Origin of the sequence: Streptomyces sp. (genome assembly GCF_035644915.1) — a bacterium.
Taxonomy (GTDB): domain Bacteria; phylum Actinomycetota; class Actinomycetes; order Streptomycetales; family Streptomycetaceae; genus Streptomyces.
Map to the genome: position 1 here is coordinate 1 of NZ_DASQNP010000084.1, position 25875 is coordinate 25875.

General features: G+C 73.2%; 20 protein-coding genes and 1 pseudogene. 12 read left to right on the top strand and 9 right to left on the bottom strand.

Features of this window, described 5'->3' with window-relative positions; all coding sequences use genetic code 11:
• Nucleotides 1–150 (top strand): TcmI family type II polyketide cyclase (locus VE546_RS10295; RefSeq protein ID WP_324920903.1); only part of this gene is annotated, 150 nt, incomplete at its 5' end.
• 442 nt (nt 151–592) lie between these two features.
• On the opposite strand, the gene VE546_RS10300 is transcribed toward VE546_RS10295, so the two are convergent.
• The 3 genes from VE546_RS10300 to VE546_RS10310 all read right to left on the bottom strand — a co-directional run bounded on the left by VE546_RS10300 (nt 593) and on the right by VE546_RS10310 (nt 4695).
• A complete protein-coding gene (locus VE546_RS10300; RefSeq protein WP_324920875.1) occupies nt 593–2650 on the bottom strand; it encodes a sigma-70 family RNA polymerase sigma factor in 2058 nt (685 codons plus the stop codon).
• Between the two features lie 326 nt (nt 2651–2976).
• On the bottom strand, nt 2977–3573 hold the full coding sequence (locus VE546_RS10305) for a DUF305 domain-containing protein (protein WP_324920877.1): 597 nt from the start codon (nt 3571–3573) through the stop codon (nt 2977–2979).
• 180 nt (nt 3574–3753) lie between these two features.
• Nucleotides 3754–4695: a DUF1996 domain-containing protein gene (locus tag VE546_RS10310; RefSeq protein ID WP_324920878.1), complete on the bottom strand. Its 942-nt coding sequence runs from the start codon at nt 4693–4695 to the stop codon at nt 3754–3756.
• A gap of 474 nt (nt 4696–5169) precedes the next feature.
• Between VE546_RS10310 and VE546_RS10315 the strand changes: the two genes are divergently transcribed.
• A complete protein-coding gene (locus tag VE546_RS10315) occupies nt 5170–6171 on the top strand; it encodes a LacI family DNA-binding transcriptional regulator (protein ID WP_324920879.1) in 1002 nt (333 codons plus the stop codon).
• On the opposite strand, the gene VE546_RS10320 is transcribed toward VE546_RS10315, so the two are convergent.
• Nucleotides 6168–7019, bottom strand: coding sequence for an SMI1/KNR4 family protein (locus tag VE546_RS10320; RefSeq protein ID WP_324920880.1), 852 nt, complete (start codon nt 7017–7019; stop codon nt 6168–6170). The genes VE546_RS10315 and VE546_RS10320 overlap by 4 nt on opposite strands.
• Nucleotides 7020–7401: 382 nt before the next feature.
• Between VE546_RS10320 and VE546_RS10325 the strand changes: the two genes are divergently transcribed.
• From VE546_RS10325 to VE546_RS10335, 3 genes are all read left to right on the top strand, one after another.
• Nucleotides 7402–7701, top strand: a complete 300-nt coding sequence (locus VE546_RS10325; RefSeq protein ID WP_324920881.1) for an STAS domain-containing protein — start codon at nt 7402–7404, stop codon at nt 7699–7701.
• A gap of 348 nt (nt 7702–8049) precedes the next feature.
• Entirely contained in the window at nt 8050–9453 is a 1404-nt protein-coding gene (locus VE546_RS10330) for an NAD(P)-binding domain-containing protein (protein ID WP_324920882.1), read from the top strand.
• A gap of 312 nt (nt 9454–9765) precedes the next feature.
• Nucleotides 9766–11226, top strand: coding sequence for an amino acid permease (locus VE546_RS10335; RefSeq protein WP_324920883.1), 1461 nt, complete (start codon nt 9766–9768; stop codon nt 11224–11226).
• Nucleotides 11227–11425: 199 nt separating this feature from the next.
• Here the strand turns inward: VE546_RS10335 and VE546_RS10340 are convergent, their stop codons facing one another.
• The 4 genes from VE546_RS10340 to VE546_RS10355 all read right to left on the bottom strand — a co-directional run bounded on the left by VE546_RS10340 (nt 11426) and on the right by VE546_RS10355 (nt 18069).
• Nucleotides 11426–13717 (bottom strand): protein kinase domain-containing protein, encoded by a 2292-nt coding sequence (locus tag VE546_RS10340; RefSeq protein WP_324920886.1) that lies wholly within the window; start codon nt 13715–13717, stop codon nt 11426–11428.
• Nucleotides 13710–14732 (bottom strand): patatin-like phospholipase family protein, encoded by a 1023-nt coding sequence (locus tag VE546_RS10345; RefSeq protein WP_324920888.1) that lies wholly within the window; start codon nt 14730–14732, stop codon nt 13710–13712. Before VE546_RS10345 ends, VE546_RS10340 begins: the two co-directional genes overlap by 8 nt.
• A gap of 805 nt (nt 14733–15537) precedes the next feature.
• The gene (locus VE546_RS10350) at nt 15538–16056 is read right to left on the bottom strand and encodes a cupin domain-containing protein (RefSeq protein WP_324920904.1); all 519 of its coding nucleotides are present in this window, start codon (nt 16054–16056) and stop codon (nt 15538–15540) included.
• Between the two features lie 1491 nt (nt 16057–17547).
• Entirely contained in the window at nt 17548–18069 is a 522-nt protein-coding gene (locus VE546_RS10355; protein WP_324920890.1) for a DUF4396 domain-containing protein, read from the bottom strand.
• A gap of 583 nt (nt 18070–18652) precedes the next feature.
• On the opposite strand from VE546_RS10355, the gene VE546_RS10360 reads away from it, so the two are divergent.
• The 7 genes and pseudogenes from VE546_RS10360 (at nt 18653) to VE546_RS10390 (ending at nt 24435) form a co-directional block, all read left to right on the top strand.
• A complete protein-coding gene (locus tag VE546_RS10360) occupies nt 18653–19507 on the top strand; it encodes a hypothetical protein (RefSeq protein ID WP_324920892.1) in 855 nt (284 codons plus the stop codon).
• A 256-nt stretch (nt 19508–19763) separates the two neighbouring features.
• Nucleotides 19764–20036: pseudogene (locus VE546_RS10365) on the top strand (ribbon-helix-helix protein); the annotation flags it as partial.
• Nucleotides 20033–20407 (top strand): hypothetical protein, encoded by a 375-nt coding sequence (locus VE546_RS10370; RefSeq protein ID WP_324920895.1) that lies wholly within the window; start codon nt 20033–20035, stop codon nt 20405–20407. The pseudogene VE546_RS10365 and the gene VE546_RS10370, both read left to right, overlap by 4 nt.
• 277 nt (nt 20408–20684) lie before the next feature.
• Nucleotides 20685–21857 carry a pyridoxal-dependent decarboxylase gene (locus VE546_RS10375; RefSeq protein WP_324920897.1) on the top strand — a complete coding sequence of 391 codons (1173 nt, stop codon included), beginning with the start codon at nt 20685–20687 and terminating at the stop codon, nt 21855–21857.
• Nucleotides 21858–22387: 530 nt separating this feature from the next.
• Complete coding sequence (locus VE546_RS10380; RefSeq protein WP_324920899.1) at nt 22388–22963, top strand: sigma-70 family RNA polymerase sigma factor; 576 nt, start codon at nt 22388–22390, stop codon at nt 22961–22963.
• On the top strand, nt 22947–23744 hold the full coding sequence (locus tag VE546_RS10385; protein WP_324920900.1) for a hypothetical protein: 798 nt from the start codon (nt 22947–22949) through the stop codon (nt 23742–23744). Before VE546_RS10380 ends, VE546_RS10385 begins: the two co-directional genes overlap by 17 nt.
• A 346-nt stretch (nt 23745–24090) precedes the next feature.
• The gene (locus tag VE546_RS10390; protein ID WP_324920901.1) at nt 24091–24435 is read left to right on the top strand and encodes a hypothetical protein; all 345 of its coding nucleotides are present in this window, start codon (nt 24091–24093) and stop codon (nt 24433–24435) included.
• Nucleotides 24436–24494: 59 nt separating this feature from the next.
• Here the strand turns inward: VE546_RS10390 and VE546_RS10395 are convergent.
• Nucleotides 24495–25875: protein kinase domain-containing protein (locus tag VE546_RS10395; protein ID WP_324920902.1), on the bottom strand; the 1381-nt coding region annotated here is incomplete at its 5' end.

Here is a 25875-nt window from a genome sequence, read left to right on the forward strand (position 1 = left end):
GCCCGCGCCACCGACCACCCCGCCTTCCACGCCGTCAGCGACCAACTCGCCGCCCACATCCGCCCCTACGACCCGGCCACCTGGCGCACCCCCCAGGACGCCATGGCCCACTGCTTCTACCACTGGGACAACACCACCACCACGGTATGAGCACCGGGCTGAAGGTGCAGAGGGAAGCGGGCGGGGAGTGCCCGTCCCACCACGACGTCCGCGTGGTGCGGCACTCCCCGCCCGCTTCTGCTTCCCCGAACCGTCCGGGCGGGCCGGGGCGTGCCAGGTGGACCGGCGGCTCCGTGACCACAGCACTCGTTCACTCGCCCGATGTGCGTGAGTGCGGTGGTGCCGCAGGGCGTACGCGGCCGGAGCCGGCGCCGGGCCGTCAGCGCTCCGCCGGTACGCCGAGCTCGACATCCGGTCTGCATCCGGTCTGCCGGCGCACACGCACGGCTGCGGAGAGCGGACGTACCGCACCGCAGGTACCGGTGCGCCAGGGGCCTCCCGGCCGTCTGCCGACCAGGGGCGGCAGACGGCCAAGAGGCCGGTCCGGCGGTGAGCAGCCGCCGCAGTGCCGGACGGGCGGGGGCCGTTCGGTTCAGGGGGCGGAGAGGAAGGCGCGGCCGGTGTCGGTCAGGGTGGGACCGGTGGGGCCGCTGCGGAACAGGGCGGTGCTGGGCCCCGTCTCGTCGGTGCCGAGCCCGAACCAGGCGTAGCGCTTGAGGAAGGGCAGGCCCGACAGCATCTTGGTGGACGCGGTCACGAAGGCGGCCTGTTCGGCTTCCGTGGGGTAGCGGGTGCCGTTCGAGAAGTCGATCAGCGCGTACTCGGTGAGCCAGATCGGCTTGCGGTACTTCTCGTACACCGCCGTGAGGTAGCTCCGCAGCTGCTCGACGGCCGCGTCCGTGCGGAAGTCCCCGCCGTACCAGTGCAGCGTGATGAAGTCGACGCGGTAGCCGCGCTGCTCGGCTCCGTCCATGAACCGGTCCAGCCAGCCGCCCTCGGTGTCCCCGCCGTAGGCGACGGCCGGGCTGCCGAGGGTGCTGCCCGTCTCCTCCAGCCGGGGCCACAGCGACAACGCCTCCTCCACCGTCATGTCGGCCTGGCCGGGCATGTCCGGCTCGTTGAACCCCAGCAGGTGGGTGCCGGCCGCCTTGGCCTCCGCCAGGGCCTGCGGGGTCACGGAGTCGGCACCCCAGATCATGGGGACGAACTCGACCCCGGCCGGGGTGTTGATGCCGGGGTGGCCGGTGGACCAGGTGTAGTACCAGCCGGCCCCCGACTGCCGCAGCGCCGTGTCGGCGCCGTTGAACTGCCAGACGGCCACGCCCTTCTTGTCGGAGGCGACGGCCTCGGCGTCGCCCGGTTCGGGTACCGCGGGCGCCGTGCTCGGCGCCGCCGAGGGGGACGGCGGCTTGGCGGCGGGGGAGGAGGACGGGGAGGCCGTCACCGGCTTCGACGCGGAGGGAGCGGGGGAGGGGGAGGAGGGAGCGGAGCGCCGGGCGGCCGGGGAGTCCTCGGCCGTCAGGGAGGCCGGGGCGGGAGCGGTTCCGCCGGGCGTCGCCGGGGCGTTGCCGGTGACGGAGACCGCGATCAGGACGCTCGCCACGACCGCCCCGGCGCTCGTGGCGACCAGGACGCGCCGCTGCCGGATGCCGCGCGGCCGCGCCCGGCGGTGCCCGGCGGTCTCCGTACGGCGGTGCGAGGACAGGACGACCGTCGCCTCCCCGGACGTGCCCGGATCGTTCGGGACCGGGGTGCCGGCCGGCTCGGAGCCGATGCGCGCGTCGCCGGGAGCCGTGTGGTCGGGACCCGCCGGCCCGGCGTGGGCCGCGCCGTACGGGGCGCCGGACCGGACGGCCTCCAGGAGTGCCTGGTACAGGGCCAGGGGCGGTGCCACCAGCGGCAGGCCGCGTAGCAGCCCCTCGACCGGCACGAGCCGTTCCGTCCGGCCGCCGCACCGGGCGCAGTCGCGCACGTGGCGGGCCAGCCGCTTGCGCCACAGCGGGTTCGGTGCGCCGTCCCAGTCACGGGTGATGCCGTCCAGCTCCGGGCAGGGCGGCTGCGCCGCCATCGCGCGGACGATGCCGCGGCCGATGTCGAGCCGGTCCTTCAGCCGGCGCACCCTCGTCGCCGTGTGCCGCCCCGACAGGCCCAGGGCGGCGGCGAGTTCGGAGCGCTTGAGCTGCCCGGTCTCCTCCAGCCACCACAGGGACAGCAGCTCGCGGTCGTCCTCGTCCAGCCACCGCGTGGCCTCGGCGACCTCACGGCGCTGGTCGGTCAGGTTCAGCCGCAGGATCGTCAGTGACGCGAAGTCCGAGGCGTCGGGAACGTGCTCCGCCTGCGGCAGCGCCGTACGGGTCTGCCGGGACTGCCGCTGTGCCCGGAACCAGTCCTTCGTCTGCCGCACGGTGATGGCCACCATCCAGGATCGGTACGACTCCGGCTGCTCCAGCCGGTCCAGGCCGCGCACCACGCGCAGCAGCGTCTCCTGCACCACGTCGTCCACGTCGCCGTGGCCGTCCAGGGCCCGGCCGACGATGTTGTAGACGAGCGGCAGGGACTGCGACAGCAGCCCCTCGACGGCCTGTGGGTCGCCGTTCCGGGCGGCGGCCACCAGGGCGGTGTCCGGTCCTGGTCCGGGCTCGTGGCTCATTGCTGACTTCCCTTCGGGTGTCTCCGGCGGGGACTGGGAGGCCACGGTGCCTTCCCACCTCGTCCCGCCCTTGGGAGACGCGGGCGGGGACCGGGGACAACAAAAATCCGTGAGCGGATTCCCGAGTGTGCCGGACGTGCGGGGCCCGGGTGCCGTGGGGTCTTCGGGAGCGGGTCCTCGCCCATCCGCCGACGCGGGGTGACCGGGGAGTTCCGGCAGGGCTCGCAGGGGTGGGCCCGCGCGCCGGGCGTCGGGGCTGTGCGGGAAGACGGCGTCGGGCCCGGTGCGCCCGCGGGGGCCGGTTCGGGGCGCGGGCTTCCCGGTGCTCACCCGGCGGGCATACGGGCGCGGTACGCGGCGGAGGAACGCTCGACGCCCGCGGCCAGCTTCTTCACCTCCGGGTCGGTGCCCGCGCGTTGCTGGGAGCGTGCCAGGTGTTCCGCATGGGTGAGGTGTTCGTGCAGGGCCGCCCGCAGCAGGCGGTCGAACCGCGGTCCCTCGGCCGTCCGCAGGGCGTCGAACTCCTCGCTGCTGACCATGCCCGGCATGTCGTGTCCCTCGTGGGGGTTGTCGTCGGGCACCCCGGCCTCCGCGAGCTGGCCGCGCAGCGCGGCCAGCCGGGTGCGGTACGCGTCGGCCACGGTTCCGGCCCACCGCCGCAGGGAGGCGTCACCCCCTCCGTGCGGGGCGAGTTCCAGGATCCGCAGTGCCTGGTCGTCCATGGCGGTGGCCAGGTGGAGCCAGGCGATGTCGGTGCTGCCCGGTCCTCCCTCCTCGTCGCGCGCCGCCGCGGTCGAGGGGCTGCCCGTGGCGCTGTCCGGCTGCGGCGCACCGGAGCACCCGGCCAGGAGGAGGACGGTCAGCGAGGCCGCGACGAGCAGCGCCGGGCCCGTGCGGCGCGGCCGCGGGGCGAATGCGGTCATGGTGCCTCCGGGGCCGACCGGCATCCGGACGACCGGTCGGAAGCGTCGTGACGGGTGGGGCGTCCGTACGGCAGGACGGGCGCCGGTCCGGCCCGGACGGGGCGAGCGCGGTCCGTCCGGGCGGGTGGGGAGCGGGAGGGCGGCACCCGCCGGACGGGGCGGCGGGTGCCGGGGTGCGGGTCAGGACGGTCTGCCGTCCGCGCCGCACTTGACGATGGCGTTGATGCAGTTGGTCACCCTGCGGGCCATCTCGTTCTCGGGCCATGCGTTGAAGAAGTCGCCGTGCATGGTGTATCCGGGCCCTGACGCCAGCCGCAGCCCCTGGGTGCTGCCCGAGACGGGATAGCGCAGTACCTGCCGCAGCTTCGGCACCGGCACCGGATGGCTGGCCGGACAGTCCCCGTTCACCGGGTAGGACATGTGGCTCTTGTGGTCCGGGGAGTCGAGGTCCCTGCCGTTCCAGCACTGCGGGAAGTCGAGGTAGGACTCCAGCATCGAGCCGGGCGGGCAGGTGACGAAGTCCTTGGAGGGGTTGACCTCGCCGTGGTGCAGACAGGACCAGCGGGCGATGGACGTCGGGTCGTTCGTTCCGGTCGCCTTGGCGTTGCCGGCCACGATGCGCAGGCCCTGGGGAAGGGGGCGGATGCGCCGGATGACGTCGTCGCGCACGCCCTCGCCCAGGTAGTAGAACGTGACACCGGTGGGTTCCACGGGCTGGTCACCGCGGTAGAGGGTGGGCACCCAGTACGAGGAGGTGTCGACGGCCGGGCTGCAGGTGCTGGCCGAGTTCAGCAGGTCGGTCAGGTCGGTGTGCGCGTTGGTGACCCGGCTGCCGAAGAAACTGTGCATGTGCGAGGCGCCGGGCAGTCCGGGGAAGACGATCGGGTCGTCGGGAAGCCGGTGGCTGTAGGGGCATTCGGCGAGGAACTCCGCGACGCGGACGACCTGGGCGCCCTGCGGGGCGGCTGTCCGGTCGGCGGCGATGCGCTCGGCGCCGGCGGGGGCGGCGCCGACGTACAGCGCGGTGAGGACGAGTCCGAGGGCCGTCAGGGCCGCGGACCATCCCCGCGGGCGGTGCCTTCGGGGGCGGCGGGCTCGTTCGTGGGGGGATCGGCGTAACACGGCATTCCTCCTTGGGGCGTGGCTGTGGGGTGCGCACGCTGCGTCCGTGGAGGCGGTGGGCGCCGCGGCCGGGCGCCCCGGCCGGCCACGGGACGCGGCCGTCCGGAACCGGTTCCGGAATCGGTTCCGGGGTATGCGGCGAGTGAAGCGGCGTGTCATGGAAGCGTCAATACTTTCCGTTGAAATCGGTACGGACCCGCGTTCCGGCGCCCCGGCCCGAAGCCGTGCGGCTCCGTGCCTCCGTGCGACGCCCCGCACGTCCGGCTGCCGGACGGACGCCCGGGGAAGCGGGGCGAGGCGCCGGAACCGCCGAACGGCGCCCTTTGTGCGCGCCATTGACGGAGCCACAACTCTTCGGTTCACTCCTCGCCGGAGACCGACACCGGTTCCGCAACCGGTTCCGCAACCGGTTCCGGCCCCGGCCGGAGAACCGACCGCCCCGCCCGGACGCCCCGTGCCGCACCGGAGGTAGCGATGCGCGTGACCATCGCCGACGTGGCCCGGGCCGCCGGTGTCAGCAAGACGACGGTGTCCCGGGTGCTCAACACCCGCGGCGAGATCGACGCCACCACGGCCGCCCGGGTACGGGAGGTCATCGACCGGCTGGGCTACGTCCCCAACTCCAAGGCCGTCGGCCTCGCCCGCGGCAGCAGCCGCACGGTCGGCATGCTCGTGCCCTCCCTCACCTGGCCGTGGATGGGCGAGGTGCTGCAGGGCGTGGTCGACACCGTGGAGGCCGCCGACCACGGGCTCCTGCTGTTCACCTGCAACCGGGGCGCCGAGTCCGTCGAGCGGTTCACCAGCCAGGTGTCGGCACGGGCGTTCGACGGGCTCCTCGTCATCGAGCCCGAGAACACCCTCGACATGCTGACCGCCCTGCACCGCGACGGCCTGCCGGTGGTCCTGATCGACGACCGCGGCCACCACCCCGCCTTCCCGTCCGTCGGTGCCGCCAACCGCGACGGCGGGACGGCGGCGGCCCGTCACCTGATCGCGCTCGGCCGGCGCCGTCCGCTCGTGCTCACCGGGCCACAGCGGTTCGGTTGCGTGCGGGACCGGCTGGCGGGGTTCCGGGCCGCGTACGCCCGGCACGGGATCGCCGTGGAGCTGGTCGAGGACGCCGACTTCACCGAGCGCGGCGGGTACGGGACCGTCCGCGGTCTCCTCGCCGCAGGGGAGGAGTTCGACGCGGTCTTCGCCCACAACGACCTCATGGCCATCGGTGCGCTCGGAGCCCTCCGGGAAACCGGGCTCGACGTGCCGGGCGACGTGGCCGTCGTGGGCTTCGACGACATTCCGGCCGCCCGGCACACCGAGCCCCCGCTCAGCACGGTCCACCAGCCGATGCGGGCCATGGGGGAGACGGCGGCGCGGATCCTGCTGGCGCGACTCGCGGGGGAGGACGCGCCCACCGCCCCCGTCGTCCTGCCGACCCGGCTGATCGAACGCCGCTCGTCCGTCCCGGACAGCTCCTAGCGATGTGCGTCCGCCGAATCCCCGGAGCCGTTCACGACGACGCCGCTCGTGTGGAACGGCCCGACCGGGGCAATGACATCCACCACGGTTGTACGGGGCGCCTGGGGAGCCGGCGAAGGAACGAGTGTGGCGATCTTGCGGCCCAGCCCCCGCCGGGTGGGCGAGGCCGGCCGGAGGGGCGAGGCCGGCCGGCGGGGCGGCGGCCAGTCCCGGATGCCACCGCTCTCCGTCCGGGGGCAGGTGCTCCAGACGAGACAGAACTGCCCCGAGGGCAGTCCGTGGGGCATGGGCCAGGACGACTGGAAGGGGCCGCCGGTCTCCAGGCTCGCGGCGAGCCGGCCGAACAGATCGGCCGGGCAGGACGCCCACGTGGTGGCGTCGGCACCCGAGCCGATGCCCATCTCGTGGACGTGTCCGTAGGTCGGGCCGGGGCGATGGTCGACGAAGGCGATCCCGCCGTCGTTGGAGTGCGCGAAGGGCACCCACTGGTGGGCGTGGCCGTAGAGATCGTCCTCCTCCCGCCCCACGGCGATGATCTCCCTCTCGTGCACCAGCCACTCGTGCTCGCGGGCGATGCGGTCCGTGGTGCTGAGCCGGTGTCCCAGCGGGAGGAAGGCCCCGGCGTGGAAATTGTCCGGCTCCGGATGCTCGACGACGCCGTCGTGCTGCTGCAGAAGCGCCCTCAGTTGCGGGTGGAGCGGGAACCCGAGTCGCGTTTCGAGCACCGCGATCCCCTCGGCGGTGGCAGGCGGTCGCAGGGCCGCGTGGTCGATGGGGGAGTGCACGGCCAGCCAGGACGTGAAGCGGTCCCATGCCGCATCGAACGCGGCGGGGCTTTCGTCGGTCATGCCGTGACCCTAGGCCGCGGCACTGACACGGTCCTGTGACCGCAGCCGACGGTCCGAACGAACCCCTGGCTCCGGCACCCGTCCGCCACCCGCCCGAAGGCCGGTGGCGGTGGCGGTGGCGGGACGGGGAGCGGGCGGCGCCGGCGTCGGTCTCGCGCATGGCCGCCCCACGGTCGCGTCCGGGGGCTGTCGGTCTCTCGCCGACGTGCTCCGCGCCGGGCCGCCCGCAGTGGTGCACCGCAAGCGGCCCGGGGGCCGCTGGACGGTGGGAGTGGTGGGACGCTGGGAGGAGACGGAAACGAGCGCGTGTTCCGCGAGCCGACACCCCGAGGAGGTCGCTGTGGCATCCGAACCCCACCCCGTCCCAATGCCTCGGTCGGCCATGGCCATCGCCGCGGTCGGCGGCCACCGCGCCGTGCTCACCTTCTCCGGTGAACTGGAGGCCGGGACGCTCCGTGAACTGGAGGAGCAGCTCCTGGACCCGCGGCTGCGGAAGGCCCGTGAGTGGGTGCTGGAGATGGGCGAGCTCACCCATCTCGACCTGGCGTGCGCCTACGCCCTGCTGCGGGCGGCCACCGAAGGGCCGGAGGCCGTCGCGCTCACCGTCCGCGGAGCCAGGCGCCATGTGCAGCGGACTCTGCATCACGCCGGTGTGGACGCGGTCGCGGTGATCGAGGGGTGAAGAACAGGCTGCGCTGAGGAGCCTGCGCACCGGCGCCCGCTGTGTCCAGTTGTGTTCAGTGCGCCGGACGGTGACAGAGGTGCGGCGTTCGACGGGCGCCGTGTCGCGCCAGAGGCCGTGGTGGCGGCGGAACGTACCCGCGGACGCGGCGATGCGGGCGCGGGCCCCCCGACGGGGCCGGCCGGCGTGTTCCCGGGAAAGACGGCCGGGCCGGGCAGCGCGGACCCCGGCCTCAACTTCGATGCATGTCTATGTTGACATCCATCAAATCAGGGTGGCAGGCTCGGATATCGACGGAAGTCGAAACAGCAGCCGGTTCAGGCCCCTCACCTCCACGGAGACCACGCCATGACCACCACCTCAGTCCTTCCGGTCGTTGTGATCGGGGCCGGTCCCATCGGCCTGGCCGCGGCCGCGCACCTGGCCGACCGCGGCCTCGTCCCGCTGGTGCTGGAGGCCGGCCCGGCCGCCGGTGCCGCGGTGCGCGAGTGGTCCCACGTACGGCTGTTCTCCCGCTGGGCCGAGGTGATCGACCCGGTCGCCGAGAAACTCCTGGCGCCGACCGGCTGGACCCGGCCCGATCCGGCCGCCTACCCCTCCGGCGCCGAGTGGGCCGAGCGCTATCTGCAGCCGCTGGCCGACGCCCTGGGCGAGGCGGTGCGCTACGGCGCCACCGTCACCGGCGTCTCCCGGGCCGGACGGGACCGGATCGTGGACGCCGACCGCGCCGACCGGCCCTTCGCCGTCCACGTCCGGTACGCCGACGGCCGTGAGGAGCGCGTCCTGGCCCGCGCGGTGCTCGACGCCTCCGGCACCTGGGCGGCCCCCGGCCCGGCCGGCGCCGACGGCCTGCCCGCACTGGGGGAGCGCGCGGCGGCCGACCGCCTCGCCTACCGCGTCCCCGACCTGACCGATCCGGCCGTCCGCGCCCGGTACGCCGGCCGGCGCACCGCCGTCCTCGGCTCCGGCGCCTCGGCCTTCACCGCCCTGGCCGCCCTGGCCGGCCTCGCCGAGTCCGCCGACGGAGCCGGCACGCAGGCGGTGTGGATCCTGCGCCGCGGCATCACCGACGCCACCTTCGGCGGCGGCACCGCCGACCAGCTCCCCGCCCGCGGGGCCCTGGGCCTGGCGGCCAGGGCCGCCGTCGAGAACGGGCACGCCGAGGCGGTCACCGGGTTCCGCACCGCGGCGATCGAACGCGACGCCGACGGGCGGCCGGTCCTGGTCGCCGAGGACGGCCGCCGCACCGGACCGGTGGACGAGGTCATCGTGCTGACCGGGTTCCGGCCCGACCTGTCGTTCCTGTCCGAGGTCCGCCTGGGCCTGGACGAGCGGCTCCAGGCCCCGGTCGCCCTGGCGCCGCTGATCGACCCCAACGTCCACTCCTGCGGCACCGTCCACCCCCACGGCCACCGCGAGCTCGCCCATCCCGAGACCGGGATCTACCTGGTGGGGGCCAAGTCCTACGGCCGCGCCCCCACCTTCCTGGCCATGACCGGCTACGAGCAGGTCCGCTCCGTCGCCGCCGCGCTCGCCGGCGACCTGGAGGCCGCCGACCGGGTGGAGCTGACCCTGCCGGAGACCGGGGTGTGCGGCGGCAGCGGCCTGTATGACGCCCCCGAGGCGGCTGAGGGCGACGGCGGCTGCTGCGCCGCACCGGCCCTGGGACCGGTCCTGCTCGGCGTCCCGACCGCGGCCCCGGCCGTCACGCCGACCCCGCAGGCCCTGGCGGGCGGCTGCTGCGGCTCGTGACCGACCCCGCCACCGGCGGGGCCGCCGGCCGGAACGGCGGGACCGGCCGGCGGTCCGCGTCACCCCCGCCCGCCGCCGTGAACACCTCCGCCGCCAGGGCGGTACGGGTCCACCGACGCTTCGGCGCGCGGCCTCTGGTGGGACCCCTTTGGTCCCATTATCATTCGGATGAGGTATTTGAGACCCTGCACGGCGCAGCTCAGACGGTGCTTCGACTGGGAAAGGGAAACCACTTCCGGGGCGTCTTCTTCCGCCGTCCGGTCAGGTCCGTCATCGTGAGCGCCCGTCAACCGCCGACGGAGAGGACAGGTCATGGCCGGGCTCCGGATGGGACAGGGCGTACTGCGCCGGAAACCGATCGAGCACATCGAGGAGACGGAAGTCGCACCGGGCGAGCGGCTCTCCCGCACGCTCGGCCTGTGGCAGCTCACCGCCATCGGAGTCGGCGGCATCATCGGCGCCGGAATCTTCACCCTGGCCGGGACCGTCGCCAACGGGACCGCGGGGCCCGCCGTGCTGGTGTCCTTCCTCATCGCCGGTGTGGCCAGCGCGGCAGCCGCGTTCTCGTACGCGGAGTTCGCCGGACTGATCCCGAAGGCCGGTTCCGCCTACACCTACGGCTACGCGGTCCTTGGCGAGTTCGCGGGCTGGTTCATCGGCTGGGACCTGCTGCTGGAGTACACGGCGATCGTCGCGGTCGTCGCGATCGGCATCTCCGGCTACGTCAACTTCCTGCTGACCGAGACGGGCACCGCCCTGCCCGCCTGGATGCTCGGCGCCCCGGGGACGGGCGAGGGCCACCGGGTCGACCTCATCGCGGTGATCCTCTGCCTCTTCATCGCCTACCTGCTCAATCTGGGCATCAAGAGCGCGGCACGCTTCGAGACGGCGGTCGTCGTCCTGAAGGTGCTGGTGGTGCTGCTGGTCATCATCGTCGGTTTCTTCTACGTCAACACCGGCAATTACACCCCCTTCTTCCCGTACGGCATCGGCGGCGCCTTCACCGGCGCGGCCACGGTCTTCTTCGCCGTCTTCGGCTACGACGCCATGAGCACGGCGGCCGAGGAGTCGAAGGACGCCCAGCGGCACATGCCCAAGGCGATCATCTACTCGCTCGCCATCGCGATGGTGCTGTACATCCTGGCCTGCCTGGTCCTCACGGGCATGCAGAACTACACGGAGGTCGACCCGGAGAGCGGCTTCTCCACCGCCTTCAAGTCGGTGGGGCTCGATGCCGTCGCCAACATCATCGCGATCGGCGCGATCGTCGGCATCCTCACCGTGATGTTCACCTTCATGCTGGGCGTGACGCGCGTGTGGTTCTCCATGAGCCGCGACGGGCTGCTGCCGCAGTGGTTCGCCAAGACGCACCCGACCCGGCACGTCCCCACCCGCGTCACCTGGATCGTCGGCGTGGCCTCCGCGGCGATCGCGGGCTTCGTGCAGATCGGCGAGGCGGCCGAGCTGACCAACATCGGCATCCTGCTCGCCTTCGTCGTGGTGTGCACCGCCGTGATCGTGCTCCGCTACCGCCACCCCGAGCTGCCGCGCCAGTTCCGTGCCCCCCTCATGCCCTTCACTCCCGCGATCGGCGTGATCGCCTCGATCTGGCTCATCACCTACCTCCGGACGGAGACGTGGCTGCGCTTCGCGGCCTGGTTCGCGGTCGGCCTGGTCATCTACTTCGGCTACTCCTACCGGCACTCGGGGCTCGCGAAGGCGGAGAGGGCCGCGGCGGGAGCGGGTGGCTCCGAAGGCGGCCCCCGGTCCTAGACCGGCTCCCGGCCCGGCGGCGGTGAGCGACGCCGCCGTACACGGGAGGAACGGCGGCCGGTCCGCGGACACCCGGCCGTGGGCTTCACGTGCCGGGACCTCCCCGCGGGACCGGCCGCGCCCTCCACCGCCGGGCGTCGCCGGTCACCGGGGCGGAGGCGGGCGGGCCCGGCAGAGCACGGACCCGCCGCCCGTCCCCCTACCGCCGGGAAGACACGTACCGGACGCGCTCCGCGGCCAGACAGGCCCGGCCCAGGGCGACCCGGACGTCGGCGGCGCTGCTGCCGCTGCACTTGATGACGTAGAACAGCACGATGTTGATCGAGGCGACGGCCGCGGCGTACACGTAGACGTCCTCGACCAGATCGAGGAAGATCATCGTCCCGATGGTGGACGTCGCGAACGCGTAGAAGGCGGCGGACGGCGTCCAACTGCCGAAGGACTCGAGCCCGGAGATCCGGCCGCCGGGCACGGTGGAGAGCCCGTGGGCGCGCGCCCGGCGGACGGCCTCGCGGGCGAAGGACAGGCAGCTCCAGTTGGCGAGGAAGACGCAGAACACCCCGATCGCCGTGCACAGCGGCCACCAGTCGCGCTGGACCAGTGTCGGCACGAGGACGAGCACGAAGGCCACCAGGGAGAACATGCGCATGGAGGTCTCCGCCAGGAAGGCCGACACGCTCAGCCGGCCCTGGTGGCGTCCGGTGACCCGGGGGGTGATCCCCGCGAAGAGGTTCTGGTAGTAGCGGGCGCCGACCAGCAGGAAGCTGAGGCCGACCGCCCGCACGGGAAGGTTCCCGGAGAAGTCGGGGATCGGATAGTCGTCAGCCCTGAACGCGTCGAGGACGGGGAACTCGTCCTCCGAGCTGCTCCCGACGCGCTGCAGGAGGGTGACCAGGTGGTTCCCCCAGTTCCAGCCGAGGTCGCGCAGCCACCAGGTGATGACGACGAAGGCGGCGACGTACCAGGCCAGCGCGGAGACCCTGGACCAGAGGAGCAGCCAGCGGGCGTACATCCCGCGCCGCTGATCGGTGTACAGGGACTGGGCGCGCCGGACCTGCCAGAGGCGGCGCTGCCTGGCCGGAGCGCCGGCGAGCGGGGTGTACAGGCCGAGCACGGCCAGGAGCCACGGCTTGTCCGTGTCCGGCCGCTGGTCCCTGGCCGCCTTCACGGCCTCCAGTTCCTCCTCGAAGAAGCGGCGCAACTGCCGGTAGCAGCCGTGTCCCGGATCCGGCCGGAAGATCACCAGGCGGTTGCGGGGATCCCGGTCGGTGAGGTCCTCGATGAACCGCGCCATCAGCGGGGTCTCGGCGTAGAAGGCGTCCGGCACGGTGCCGTCCGGCTCGTTGCGCATCCCGGCCATGGCGATGAGCAGCCGTCCCACGGAGTAGAGGTCCGCCCGGTCGTGCTGTCCGGCGTCGGTGCGGACCTCGGGGGCGACGTACGCCGCGTCCGGCCCGTCCACACCGGGCACGTCGTGGGAGTAGAGGTAGTTGACCCCCAGGTCGACGAGGACGAAGGACATGTCGTCCGGTCCGTGGGAACGGATGATGATGTTGCTCGGTGAGAGGTCGCAGTGGTTCAGGCCGACCTCCTCCAGGCCGGCCAGTGCCTCGAAGAGCTTCCGTCCGAGCTGCTCCAGGAGGTCGGCTCTGATCTCCCCGCCGGGGGCGTCGGAGCCGATCCGGCGCCGCAGGTGCTCCGCCAGCGTCTCCCCGGGCACGAAGTCCATCAGGATCCACCGCGAGCTGCTCGCCCACACCCGTGCCAGGTGCCGCGCCTCGTCGTCGGGAACGGAGTACCGCTCCTGGTAGCGGCGGGTGTTGCGGACGATGGCCGGAACCCTGAGGTAGGGGTGGAGGATGCACTTCAGCGCGAAGGAGCGGCGCCGTCCCTGGACGGTCGCGGCCGACTGGCCGTGCAGGATGAACGAGGTCGTGCCGTGCCGGTGGAACCGGAGGCTGCCGAAGTCGATCCCGTCCCACTCGGCGTTCACCGCCGGGTCGTCGGCGTGGCCCTCCGGGACGGCGGCAGGGGGTGGTGCGTCGGGGGCGTAGAGGGCGGCGAGCGCCTCGCGTACGGCCGCTTCGCACAGCAGGGGCCGGCACAGCGCCTCGCAGTCGTGTGACGGTTGCGCTCCGGTCGCCTCGGCGCGCCGGTAGCGGCGCCCGTAGGAGTGGCGCAGGGACACCAGCGTCAGGAGCAGCAGACCGAGACGGCCGAAGACCGGCCGGTAGCGCTGTCGCTCGGGGGCCGGCCGGCCGTCGAAGAGGCCGCACCAGCGGTGCAGGTCGTCGATGACCGTGTCCCAGGACTGCTCGAATTCACCGAGGAAGGTGTACGCGTCCCAGGGCAGGTGGAGGAGTAACCGCCGCCACTCGTCGGTCCCCCAGCCGAGCATCTCCTCCTCGTACGCCGTGGCGGCATCCGGACCGGGGGAGGACAGCATGCGCAGGACGACCCGCAGATCACCCGGCCCCGTGGTGTCAGTCATCGTTCCTGTCCACGATGGTGAGGTGCGGAACCGCACGGATCCGTCCCGTCCGGATGAGCGCCGGATCCCGGCGCTCCATCGCGCAGTACATCACCTCGTAGGCGCCGCGCGCCCCGGCCAGGATCCGGCCCGGGTCCAATTCGTGCCGCTTCACCTGCGGCATCCAGGGAAGCGGAGCGAGATCGAACACGTACGGGGAACCGCCCGGCTCCCTCATGCGGCGCTGGAGGGTGAGGCGCTGCTCCCGGTACCGGATCACGGCTTTCCCGTAAGCGGTGCCGAGCCCGTCCTTGATCCTGTTCAGATGGCGGATTCCGTACTGCTGGGACAGCGAGAGTCCCTCGCGGGGCGGCTGGATGGGCCTGGTGCTCAGGGACAGCACGTGGGTGCAGCCGTCCCGGAGGGCCAGGACGTAGGGGTGCGGCGTGAGCACGCCCCCGTCCATCGCCCGCCGGCCGCGGAATTCCGTCGTGCCCCGCAGCGCGACGGGCAGCCAGGCGCTCGCCATGAGCGCCTCGCGCAGGTCCTTCCTGTCCGAGAAGCCGTTCGCCGCCTCCGTGCGCAGCTCGTCGACCAGGGTCACGGCGACGTGCAGCTCCGTGGGGGAGGCGATGACCGCCTCGTAGTCGAGCGGTTTGACCTGGTCGACCACCTGGAAGGCGTAGGTGAGATCGAGGATCTCTCCCCGCAGGAACCTGCGGAAGTCCACGAACCGCCGTGTGGCGAGGTCGTCGTAGTAGATGGACAGCGGGTACCAGGTGCCGCCGAGGAGGAAGTAGGCGCTGTTGATCGCCCCGGACGACGCCGAGTAGACCGCGTCGAACGCGTCCTTGAATCCGAGGTCCTCGAGCGCGCAGAGCATCGCGGCCGACACGACGCCGCGGATTCCCCCTCCTTCGACCGCCAGCCCGATTTTCAGGTCGTCGGCGGGGTTTTCCCGCGTATGGCCTTTCTCCCGCCTGCGGCGCAGAGCCTCCAGCACCGGGTGGTCCGCCACCCAGAAAACCTCGTCCATGACCCCCGGCCCTCCGCCCTCAAAGGCAAGTGACAAGGGGTCAGACTGGCATGTGGGCTCCGGGAGGGTCAACGCCGCTCGTGGCCTGGTCCGGGCCTGATCAGGGAAAGGACGCCGGGCATTCACGCCTGTGCATTCGGCACGGGAAGCAACGGGGGCCCATCGCCACGGGTCCGGCCCACCGGCTTCGGGAGAAGGGGAATGCCTGCCACCGATTCGCGCCCCGAGCAGTCGGCACACCGCGCGTCGCTCCGCCGACCACCCTGCTCACCGCCGCGCGGAGCGATCCGCCACGGGTGGCGCCGACAACGCGGGCGAGAGCGCCCGCGCGCAACTCCAGGCATGCGCCGCCGCCTGCAGGGCGTGCGCGACGCGTACGAGATCCATGCCGTCGGCCGCGACCGGACCGCCCGGCCGGCGCCGGACCCGAGCCACTCGGGGGAACGCCGGACGGTTGCCGCCTGAACGACCCGGATCCCCGGCGGTCACACGACCCTGTCGGCGAACTCGCACAGGCCGAGCCTGCTTGGGGGTGACCGTCGCGGCCGGGCAGAAGCGCCGGAACTGGGCATCGGCCGGCTCCTGGTCGAGTACACGATCGGTGAGGCAAGCACGGCCGGCCTTGCCGGCGTGCGCGTGGTGTCCCGTCCTCCAGCGGAGCAGTTCTGTCGGTGCCTGGGCGCCCGTAGCCGCTCGCTGATGCGGCTACGGGGATCGCCGCCCCTTGCGGACCGCCGACTCGTCACACGCCGCAGCCACCAGGATCTGCTTTCGGCGCACGCCCCGGTCCTGCAACGGAGCCGGACTACTCCGCCTCGGGATCGACGTCTTCGAGGAAGTAGCTGTCGTGCCGGATGCGAAACTGCTTGAGTTCCTCGCCACCGCGCTGCGCCATCTCCGCGACGTGCTCGAAGTATTCCTCGCGGGGAGCACCCGGGGAGAAGAGCATGAGCATGGACACGGGCTCGTCGGTCACGTTTTTGAAGGCGTGCAGACCGCCGGCCGGTACGTACAGGAAGTCGCCCACGCGGCCCGTGATCCACTTCTCGCCGTTGTAGAGCTCCAATTCGCCGGAGAGGATGTAGAAGGACTCCGACATCGTCTTGTGGAAGTGGGTCCTGGCTCCAGCGGACCGTGCGCCCAACTCCACCTTGTACAGGCCGAATTCGCCGCCGGTCGACTCATTGGTGGCGAGGTAGTGGGTGGAGGTGCCGGGTGAGGAGATGTCCGGCGGGGTGTCGGCCGGACGGAAGACCGCGTTCACTTCGCCCTTGTCGCCGTGGTAGCGGGGCTCCGGGTACTCGAGGCGTTCCAGGTACGACATGATGCGCTCCTCCGGGCAGGTCTCCACCAGCATGGTCCCGCCTCCAGGAGGGGGCGTCGGGCTTTCGGATGATTTCGGGTCGCCCCGGGCCGAGGGCTGGGGACCTGGTCCAGTCGCCGGTGGTCCTGCCATGGGGGCAGGTCCATCCGCCGGTTCTCCCGGTGGATGGTGAAGTCGGCCCGGGAGAGGCCACCGTCGTCCTTCGCCTGCGCTGGTGGATGCGGGGACCGGACCCACCAGGCCGACCTTGCGATCGCGCCGGGCCGCCACCGCCTCCCGGGCCGTTGCGCAGCCCGCGTCGACCGGGTGACGGTCGGGCAGGAGGTCACGCGCGGCGGGGTGCGCGCGGATCGGGCCGACCAGGCGGACGTCCTGGACGGTGGAGCCGGTCGTGGCGACGTGTGTGATCAGGTTCGGGCCGTCCGGCTCGCGGGTCCCGGTGAGGTGGACCTTGTGGCCATCCCGGAGGATGCCGTGCTGCACGCTCCCTCGCGCGTCGGTGTCGTAGGGCGTCACCAGCCGGTCCGCGCCCGGCCGGCGGCCCTTGACCTCCCGGCGACGGACCTGCCCGCCGCCGACGAAGCACTGCTGGACCCACATCTGCCGCAAGGCCCGCGCCCGGTCAGGCAGCCGCGGGGACGGAGGTGTCTCCGGTCCGTGAAGTGCGGTAGGCAGGAACGGCCCGTCGGCGCCGATCCGCTCGAGTAGTTCGGTCTGCCTGGTCTCCCCTGGGCAGGCGGGTGTCCTCGAACCGGATCGCGTACCGGTCGAACCATCCGGACGGAACCCGGTCGGCCACCCCGGCTCATGGGCAGCCACGCTGTTCAACGCGGCCCGCAGGGTCTCACCGAGCCGCACCGGCCCGTTGGTCCGCCGGCGCCGCGCACGACACGATCGTGGAGTCCGTGCGGGCACGGCCACCGGCCCTGAGCCTGAGCGAACCGCGTTCTGCGGCGGCCTCAGGGACCCGGTCCGGGAGCCGCACCCCGGCGTCTTCCGCGATCAGCCGGTCCCTGGACTCGGTGAGCACCACGGGGTCAGGCCCGGGTCGGACGGCTCCAGTCCCAGCGGACACGTCCGGTCCGGCCGTCCCAGCCGTCCACGCACAGCGTCCGCGGCCCGCCGGTCCGGGAGGCCCTCGGCGAACTGCATGACCGACACCAGCGCGACCCGGCCCGGCGACCCGGCCGGCTTCCCCTCACCGGGTGCGGCCCGGCGAAGTCCGCGTCCGGGAGCGGTTCCCCGGGTTCGTCGCGGATGCGCATCGCCAGGCCGCCCTTCGGGAACGCGGCCCGTGCCACCCGGGCCGTCCCCTCGGGAACCCGCCCATCGTCCTAGCACGCAGCGACACCGACAGCTCCCCCGAACGCAACGTCGGCCTTCACGACCACAACGGGTCGTGAAGGCCGACGTCACGCTCGCCCCGGATGCGCCGACAGTGTCGTCACACCGCCGGAGACCTGCGCATTTCCCTGACCTTCCGGCGTGCGGTCAGTGGTAGGCGTGGACGACGGCGTGGCCCCTGCCGCGACCGATCATCCACTTGTTCACCGGGGTGGTGATCAGGAAGGCGACGGCGAACCCGCCCAGCAGCGCGGACCAGAACAGTCCGTCGGACAGGTGGGCGTCCATCGCTCCGGGGGTGAGGGCGATGATGCCGTTGTCGACCAGCTCCATGACGGCGATGGAGACGGTGTCGGCGGCGAGGGCGACCTTGACGGCGGCCCTGAAGCCCAGTCCGGCCCGCAGGACGGCGAAGAGAGTGAAGGAGTAGCCGAAGAAGAACGCCAGGGTGATCGCCAGGGCCATGGTGGGGACGTTGCCCCACAGCAGGGCGGTGCCGATCACCATGCCGAGGATCTCGCCGATGGCGCAGCCGGTCAGGCAGTGCAGGGTCGCCTTCGCCGCCGTGCTCCAGGACGCGCCCGCCGGCATGTGTCCACCGTGGCCGCCGTGCTCGTGGTGTCCGGTGTGGTCATGAGCGGTGTCGGCGTGGTGAGCGGTGTGGTCCATGACCCTTCATCCCCATTCCCGTACAGGGTGTCCCGTTTCCGGGCTCACATCACGACTGTATACCCCCCAGGGGTATTTTTCCAGGGGGTGGGATGCTCCGGTGAAACACGGCGGCGGGAGCGGCTCGCTCCCGCCGCCGGCGTGTCCGGTCGCTCCTTGTCCGGCAGCCCGCTCATCCGGGCGATCCCGGCGCTCCGCGAGGTGATGCTGTCGCAGACCGTGCGCCCGGGTGCCCGGGCTCGGCGGGGAACGCCGTGGTCGCGGCGGCCTCGGCGTCCGGAGTCCGTGGGCAGCCGGCGCGGCACGCCGGTGGCGGCCCCGGCCACCGCGGCCAGGGCCGGTGATCGACAGTCCCTCGGCCGGGGTGCGGCGGAGGTGCCCCGGCCCCGCGGGGCCTACGGGGGACCGCCGGGACCGCGGACGGGCGCGGGCCGGTGCACCTGTCGGACCACCGGCCCCGACCACGCCCGCCATCGGTGGTTTCGCCGGTTCCGCGCGGTATCGCTGGCCGGGGGAAGGCGTCCTGCGGCAGGGTTCCGGGCCACGGCGTACTGAGCCACCCCTCGGAGCACTGGAGAAGCCCATGCGATTGCGCAGTGCGATTCTCGGCGTTCTCGTCCTGGTCGTCGTGTCGACCGCGACGACCACCGGCACGGTCAACGCGACGACCGGAGCCGGGACCCCACCTTCGGCCACGGGCGGATCGGGCCCCTACTCCGCCGGCTACGAGACCACCCTGCGGTTGCCGAACCACACCGTCTACCGGCCCAACACCCTCCCCTCGGGCGTCAAGCTGCCCATCGTCGCGTGGGGCAACGGGGCCTGCCGCGCGGACGGCACCTGGTTCGAGAACATCCTCACCGAGTGGGCCTCGCACGGCTTCCTGGTCATCGCGAACGGCCGACCGGGCGGGTTCGGGTCGACCACCTCCGACATGCTCACCGAGTCCATCGACTGGGCGATCGCGGAGAACTCCCGGCTCGGCAGCAAGTACCGCGGCAGGATCGACACCACCAGGATCGCCGTGATGGGCCAGTCCTGCGGCGGCATCGAGACCTACGAGGTGGCCGACGACCCGCGCATCACCACCACGGTCCTGTGGAACAGCGGTCTGCTCAGCGACACGCAGAACCACCTGCTGCAGCGCCTGCACGCCCCGATCGCCTACTTCATCGGCGGCCCCGGCGACATCGCCTACGAGAACGCGATGGACGACTGGCGACGGCTGCCGGCCGGCCTGCCCGCGTTCATGGGCAACCTGGACGTCGGGCACTTCGGCACCTACTCCGAGCCGAACGGTGGTGAGTTCGGCCGGGTCGGCGGACACTGGCTGAAGTGGCAGCTCAAGGGCGATCCGGCCGGCAAGGCGCAGTTCGTCGGGCCCGACTGCGGACTGTGCGACACCGACTGGGACGTGATGCGGAAGAACCTCGACTGACCTCCCCGCGCGGGCGGGGAGCACGGCCGGCGCTCCGGGAGGATCCGACCCCGTCGCGCCGGCCGCCCACCGGAGCCGAGTGCCACCGCGTCCGCGCCGGACGCCCGGACGCGGTGACACCCGGTCCTCCCGGCGTCCGCCCCCTCAACCGCTGCCCGGGCGTCGTGACGCGGCCGCGCGCCCATCGGTGCCCGCCGTCCGCGGGGCAGGCACTGCCGTGCCGGCTCGGCGGTGAGCACACCACCGGAGTTCTACCGGTGGTAGAATCCGGGGTATGAGCAAGCCGACGAGCATCAAGACCAGCGAGGCGGTACGCGACCGGCTGCGGATCCTCGCGGCCGAACGCGGCACCACCATCACCGAACTGCTGGAGGAGCTCGCCGCCCGCGAACTCACCGAGGCCGAGCGGGAACAGCGCGCCCGCCAGGCCGCCCGGGAACTCGGCATCGACTACACCGAGCAGGTCCGGCAGACCGGCCAGGAGGCCTGGGCCAGGATCCGCGCCCACCAGGGCGACACCGCCGCATGAGCCTGACCGCCGTCCTGGACCACACCGCCCTGACCGCCCTGTACCGGGCCGACGCCTTCTTCACCGGCCTGTACATCGAGGCCTCACGCGGCACCGGCCGCGTCCTGATCCCCTCCCTGTGCGTCCTGGCCGCCGAACGCCGGACCCCCGGCGCCGGAGCCCACGCCGCCGCCCTGCGGTTCGCCGAGCACGTGCCCTTCACCACCGCCCACGCGGTGGAAGCGACGGCCTGGCCCGGTGCGGCGTGGCCGGTCGCCCACACCGCGGCGATCGCCTGGCAGGCCGCCAAGGCGGGCGAACCCGCCACGGTGCTCTCCCTCGACCCCGGCCCGTACGCGGAGACCGGCATCACCCCGCTGAACCCCACCTGAGACCGCCTCGCGGGCGAGGGGCCGGCGACGGCCCGGCCCGGACGCCGTTCCACCGGAGCGGGCACCGCCACCGTGACACCGCCCTCCCGGACGTACGACCGTGTGACGGCCGTACGCGCAGCCGCCCCGCGCGAGGAAGGGGCGACGGGCGCCGTGCGGTGACCGTTCGGGCGTCACCGTGCCGCGCAGGTGAGGAGGGGCCCGTGCCGTCGGCCGTGGCGCGTCGTTGAGCGGTGCGGATCCGGCAAGCGGTACGACACAGACGAGGAAGCACCCGGTGACTGCTCACGGCGACCTGACGATCGGCGAGGCGCCCGCCGGCCCGGCGCGGGTGGAAGCCCCGGTCCGGGCCCTGCTCGCGGACCTGCGGGAACAGAAACCCCACTTCCTGGGCTTCCCCGCCAACCTCGACTTCGACCTGTCCGAGGCGGGCTTCCTGCTGTCGGTCCTGATCAACAACGCCGGTGACCCCGGCCGCAGCGACTCCGCCGGGATGAACGCCAAGCCCTTCGAGCGCGCCGTGGTCTCCTGGTTCACCGCGCTCGCCGGGGGCGATCCCGAAGGCACCTACGGATACGTGACCGCTTCCGGCAGCGAAGGACTGCTCTTCGGCCTCCACGCCGGCCGCGAGCGCCTGCCCCGCGCCCCGCTGTACGCCTCCGCCGAGGCGCACTACAGCGTCCGCAAGGCCGCCCGTCTCCTGCGCATGGAACTGGTGACCGTGCCCTGCGGGCCGGACGGCGGCATGGACCCCGACGCCCTGCACGCCGCGTGCCGTGCCCGGCGCCGGCGCGACACCCTCTCCGGCCGCCGCCCCCGGGGCGCCGTCATCGCCGCCACCGTCGGCACCACCATGCGAGGAGCCGTCGACGACCTGCCCGCACTGCGCCGGGCGGCCGCCGTCGCGGGGGAGGTCCACCTGCACTCCGACGCCGCCCTCGGCGGCCTGGTCGCCGCCTTCTCCCCTTCCCGGCCGGCCTGGAACCTGCGTCAGGGCGCCGACAGCCTCTCCGTCAGCGGCCACAAGCTCCTGGGCTGTCCCGTCCCCTGCGGTGTCGCCCTCATCCCCTCCCGCCTGCTTCCCACAGTTCCCACGGCGGAGTACATCGGTGCGGAGGACCACACCCTGGGGTGCTCCCGCAGCGGACTGGCGGCCGTCCTGATGTGGATGCGGCTGTGCCGGCTGGGCACCCGGGGCGTGCGCGACCTGGTCCACCACTGCCTGCGCACCGCCGACTACGCCCATGCCGCCCTGGCCCGTGCCGGAGCCGATCCCGAGCGCGTCCGGGACGGGATCGTCGTCACCTTCGACCGGCCCGCCCCGGGTGTCCGCACCCGCTGGCACCTGGCCACCCAGGGCCGACGCGCCCACCTGGTCGCCATGCCGCACGTCACCCGCGAGGCCGTCGACGCGCTGTGCGCCGACATCGCGGCCTCTCCCGGGCCGTGACCGCGGCCGGGCGCCGGTCCACGCCCCGCCCGGCCGCGGTCCGCGGCGCCGCGGGGCGACCGTTTCGAACTCCCTGTGGCGTGCGTCACGTTGTCGGCGCGGCGGTGCATATGCCGCCGCGCCGGGGCGGGGAGCCGGGACGGCGGAGCGCCCAGGCGGCCGTGGCGTCGGTGCCGTTCACCCCGGGTGACGGGACGGGCGCCGTCGTGGCGGCCGGTCAGGAATGGACAACGCAAGCGGCATATTCGGTAACGGGGAGGGAGCGGTTCGTAAGTTTTCCGGTCCCCGGGATGCACGAACAGCCGCCGGTGGACGCTGTTATGGGCAGAGGGGCACACACCGTGTCCTTCCGAGGCCGGGGGAGCCTCGCGCGACAACCGGGAGGGACCCCGAGGATCCGTGGACCTTGAACTGATAAGAGAGACCGCCGCGAGCGTGCCACCACGGGCGTTCGGGAGCGACGCGGCAGCGGCCGGCGTACGGGCCGGTGCCGGCGGGACGACGCGCACGGGTCACCGGGAGGAGGAGCGGTGACGCAGGACTTCCGCAACCCCTCCCCGTTCGGCGCCTCCCCGATGACCGGCCTGCCGGCGGACTTCACCGCCTTCCACCAGCGCCACCGCCCCGCCTACGTCCACTGGGCCGAGTTGTACCTGGGCAACCGCGCGGACGCCGAGGAAGCCGTCGACTGCGCCTTCGAACAGCTCGCCCGCACCTGGCAGAAGGTGCTGGCGATGGAGAACCCGGCCGGCTACGCCTGGCAGGTGATGAAGCACCGCACCATCGACGCCGCCCGCGCCCGCGACCGCCGCCCGGACCTGATCGACACCGCGGTGTTCGAGACCACCACCCTGCTGGAGGCCGTCGACCCGATCGGGGAACTGGAGGAGAGCCTGGGCCTGTTCCACGCCATCCGCTGTCTGCCCGAGCGCCAGCAGGACGTGGTGGTGCTGCTGTACTGCCGCGGCTACACCACCACCGAAGTCGCCGACCACCTGGGCATCACCGAGGCCGGAGTGCGCTCGACCGCCCGCTACGCCAAGCGCCGCCTGCGCGAGGCCCTGGGCCTGGAGAAGGAAGGAAGCGCCGATGATCTCGCTCGTTGACCGCCTGCTGGCCAGGGCACGCCTGCGGCCGGCTCCCTACACCCAGCGCGAGATCGACGCCGCCGAGGACCGCCTTGCCGCCCGCCTCGCCCACCCCGCGCCTCCCGGCACCGGTCGGGACCGGTGCGATGCCCCGGTGTCGGCGTGCGTCCACACCACCGCGTCGGCGGCCGCCCGCCGTGCGCGGCAGACCGCGGCCCGGGACCTGCGCACCCTGTGCGAGACCGTCGTCACCCACACCGGTTCCCTCACCCGGCTGGAGGGTCTGCTGACCCGCCGTGTCCTGCAGCCGGCCGGCGCCGGTGTGCTGGGTTGTCTGCTGCACCTGGCCGAACGCGAGGACGCCGCCCGCTTCTGGTGGCAGTACGCCGCCGGTGCCGGAGACCACACCGCGCTGTACTGCCTCTACCTCCACCACCGGGCCCTGGGGGAGAGCGCGGAGGCCAGTTGGTGGTACCGCCAGGCCGACTTCACCCCCCTGGCCACCGACGAGCAGACCACCGAACACGAACTCGCCCGCGCCCTGCGCATCCTGTACATCCTGAAGAGCGACCGGGGCCTCCCCGACCACATCGGTGCCATCATCGCCTACGTCCCCGACGCCGTGGACTTCATCGACGGCTTCGACCTGCCCATCCTCGAGGAGGGCTTCGCCGACCGCATCGACGCCCTCACCACCACCGCCGGCAGCGCTCCCCGCCGGCGTCGCCGACGCGCCGCGTCACCGCTGCCCGAACGCAAGAGCGGCCGCCGTGCCCCCGCCACCGCGGGTCGGCCGTAAGGGAACGGCAGGGCGTCGAGGCCCGTGACGGGGCATCGAGCCGGTACGGCGCGCCGGGGCCCGGGGTGCCGGTTCGGGGGAGCCGGGCGGTCCGGTGGCCTGCGGCAGCCGAGGGGACGGCAGGGGAGTGCGCCCTGCGGCCCTCGTCCGCCGTGGAGTCGAGCGACCGGTGAACGGGCTTGTCCGCGGCGGCGGAGACGGCGTGTGTCCGCCCGGGCGGACAGTGCCCGGCTCCCGGCACGGCGTACCGACCGCCCCTCTTCTCTCCGCCCACTCCATTTTCCCCTTTTTCCGCATCCGTTTCCGGCCGAGCCCCTTCGGCCGTACCACCGGCAAGGACAGTTTCGTGAGCAACCCGAACAGCCCCGCCCTCCTGGACGGCTCGGGGCGGAAGACCCAGGACCTCGCCTGGAGTCCCATCCCGCCCAAACCGGTCCGCCGGCGGTTCTACGGGAAGGCCAGAAGCGTCCGGCGGCCGGCCGGTACGCTCGCCCTCCCCGCCATCGCCACGACGAGCGTGCTGTACTTCACCGAGGCGATCGCGCGCGGCGACAGCCCGATGGCCCTGGGGCTGACCGGCCTCGTGGTCGTCTACGACGCCGTCATCGCCGTCTGCCGCACCTGGCAGAAGACCCATGCGGCCACACGGCAGCACGCGCAGCCCCGGGGATCGCTCCAGCGCTCGGCCTGACCACCGGGGGACAGGCCGGCACCGGTCCGCGGCGACGGCCTGATCCGACGTGGTGGTGGTCAGGGACCGTAGAGCCGTCTGCGCAGGGAGACCGTGATGTACGCGTCGCCGTCCGGCACACCGCCGCCGCCGGGCACACCGTGACCGGCGAGCCTGAGCCGGTGCCCGTGCCGGATGCCCGGTGGGAAGCGCACCGTGACGGTCCTCTCGCCACCGCCGGGCCCTGGCAGGCGTACCGGGGCGACGTGTCCGTCCCTGGCCTCCCGGGGCGTCAGCTCGATCTCGACCTCGATGTCCGCGCCGGGGCGATCGTCCGGCGCGGTGCCGAAGAACACGTCCATGAGCTGCGAGAAGGTCATCCCGCTGAAGTCGGAGGCCGACCGGTCCGGTGAGCCGCCCCGCTCCGCGGTCCGGGTGGGGGCCGCGTGGAAGTCCTCGGCCACCGGCCCGGCGTTCCCGGCGGGATCGACCACCAGGGTCGGGGGGTGGTGCCCCGGAGTCCCCGCCAGCCGCAGCAGTTCATCGGCGCGCCGGGCTATCGACGCCACCACGGCCGGAGGCAGCCAGTCCTCCTCCGCCCCCGGTACCGCGCCCCGCAGGTGATGGGCCAGCGCCTGTAGCGGAGGGCGCCGCTCGGGAGCCTTGGCCAGGCAGGAACGGATCAGCTCGGCGGCATCGGGGCGGACGCCGGCGAGATCCGGTTCCTCATGGACGGCGCGGTACGTGACGGTGACCGCGGGCCCCTCGCCGAAGGGGGCCCGGCCGGTGGCGGCGAAGGCGAGCACCGCTCCCAGGGCGAACAGGTCGGCCCGTTCGTCGGCCCGCCCGTGGACCACGTACTCGGGCGCCATGTAGCCGGGGGTGCCGACGACGGACCCACTGCGGGTGAGCCGGGTGTCGTCGAAGCCCCGGGCTATGCCGAAGTCGATGACCCGCGGCCCGGAGAGGGACATCAGCACGTTGGACGGCTTCAGGTCGCGGTGCACGATGCCCGCCGAGTGGATCGACAGGAGGGCGTCCACCAGCCCGTGCGCCAGACGCTGCCACGTGTGCCGGGGCAGCGGGCCGTGGGCGCCCACGGCCTCCGCCAGGGAAGGGCCCGTCACGAACTCCGTGGCGAGCCAGGGCTCCTCCGCCGAGGTGTGCGCGGCTTCGACGGCGGCCACCGCCGGCCCGGAGACCCTGCGGGCGGCCCGTACCTCGCGTTCGAACCGCCGGCGGAACTCGGGGTCCGCCGCGTACTCGCGCCGGATCACCTTGACGGCGACCGCCCGCCCCCGCGGGTCGCGAGCGAGGTAGACCACTCCCATGCCTCCGGCGCCCAGGCGCTGGAGCACCTGGTATCCGCCGACGCGCGGAGGATCCTCCGACCCTGCTTCCGGCATGCGCTCCCCCTCGACCACCGGGCCCGAGTGCCCCCGCTCCGCCCGCGCCGCCCGG

Excerpts from the sequence above, each read along its gene's own strand:
- VE546_RS10315 (WP_324920879.1), top strand. The coding sequence starts at position 5,170 with ATGCGCGTGACCATCGCCGACGTGGCCCGGGCCGCCGGTGTCAGCAAG.
- VE546_RS10385 (WP_324920900.1), top strand. The coding sequence starts at position 22,947 with ATGATCTCGCTCGTTGACCGCCTGCTGGCCAGGGCACGCCTGCGGCCG.
- VE546_RS10370 (WP_324920895.1), top strand. The coding sequence starts at position 20,033 with ATGAGCCTGACCGCCGTCCTGGACCACACCGCCCTGACCGCCCTGTAC.
- VE546_RS10355 (WP_324920890.1), bottom strand. The coding sequence starts at position 18,069 with ATGGACCACACCGCTCACCACGCCGACACCGCTCATGACCACACCGGA.
- VE546_RS10350 (WP_324920904.1), bottom strand. The coding sequence starts at position 16,056 with ATGTCGTACCTGGAACGCCTCGAGTACCCGGAGCCCCGCTACCACGGC.
- VE546_RS10320 (WP_324920880.1), bottom strand. The coding sequence starts at position 7,019 with ATGACCGACGAAAGCCCCGCCGCGTTCGATGCGGCATGGGACCGCTTC.
- VE546_RS10325 (WP_324920881.1), top strand. The coding sequence starts at position 7,402 with ATGGCCATCGCCGCGGTCGGCGGCCACCGCGCCGTGCTCACCTTCTCC.
- VE546_RS10305 (WP_324920877.1), bottom strand. The coding sequence starts at position 3,573 with ATGACCGCATTCGCCCCGCGGCCGCGCCGCACGGGCCCGGCGCTGCTC.
- VE546_RS10345 (WP_324920888.1), bottom strand. The coding sequence starts at position 14,732 with ATGGACGAGGTTTTCTGGGTGGCGGACCACCCGGTGCTGGAGGCTCTG.
- VE546_RS10300 (WP_324920875.1), bottom strand. The coding sequence starts at position 2,650 with ATGAGCCACGAGCCCGGACCAGGACCGGACACCGCCCTGGTGGCCGCC.
- VE546_RS10330 (WP_324920882.1), top strand. The coding sequence starts at position 8,050 with ATGACCACCACCTCAGTCCTTCCGGTCGTTGTGATCGGGGCCGGTCCC.
- VE546_RS10340 (WP_324920886.1), bottom strand. The coding sequence starts at position 13,717 with ATGACTGACACCACGGGGCCGGGTGATCTGCGGGTCGTCCTGCGCATG.
- VE546_RS10360 (WP_324920892.1), top strand. The coding sequence starts at position 18,653 with ATGCGATTGCGCAGTGCGATTCTCGGCGTTCTCGTCCTGGTCGTCGTG.
- VE546_RS10335 (WP_324920883.1), top strand. The coding sequence starts at position 9,766 with ATGGCCGGGCTCCGGATGGGACAGGGCGTACTGCGCCGGAAACCGATC.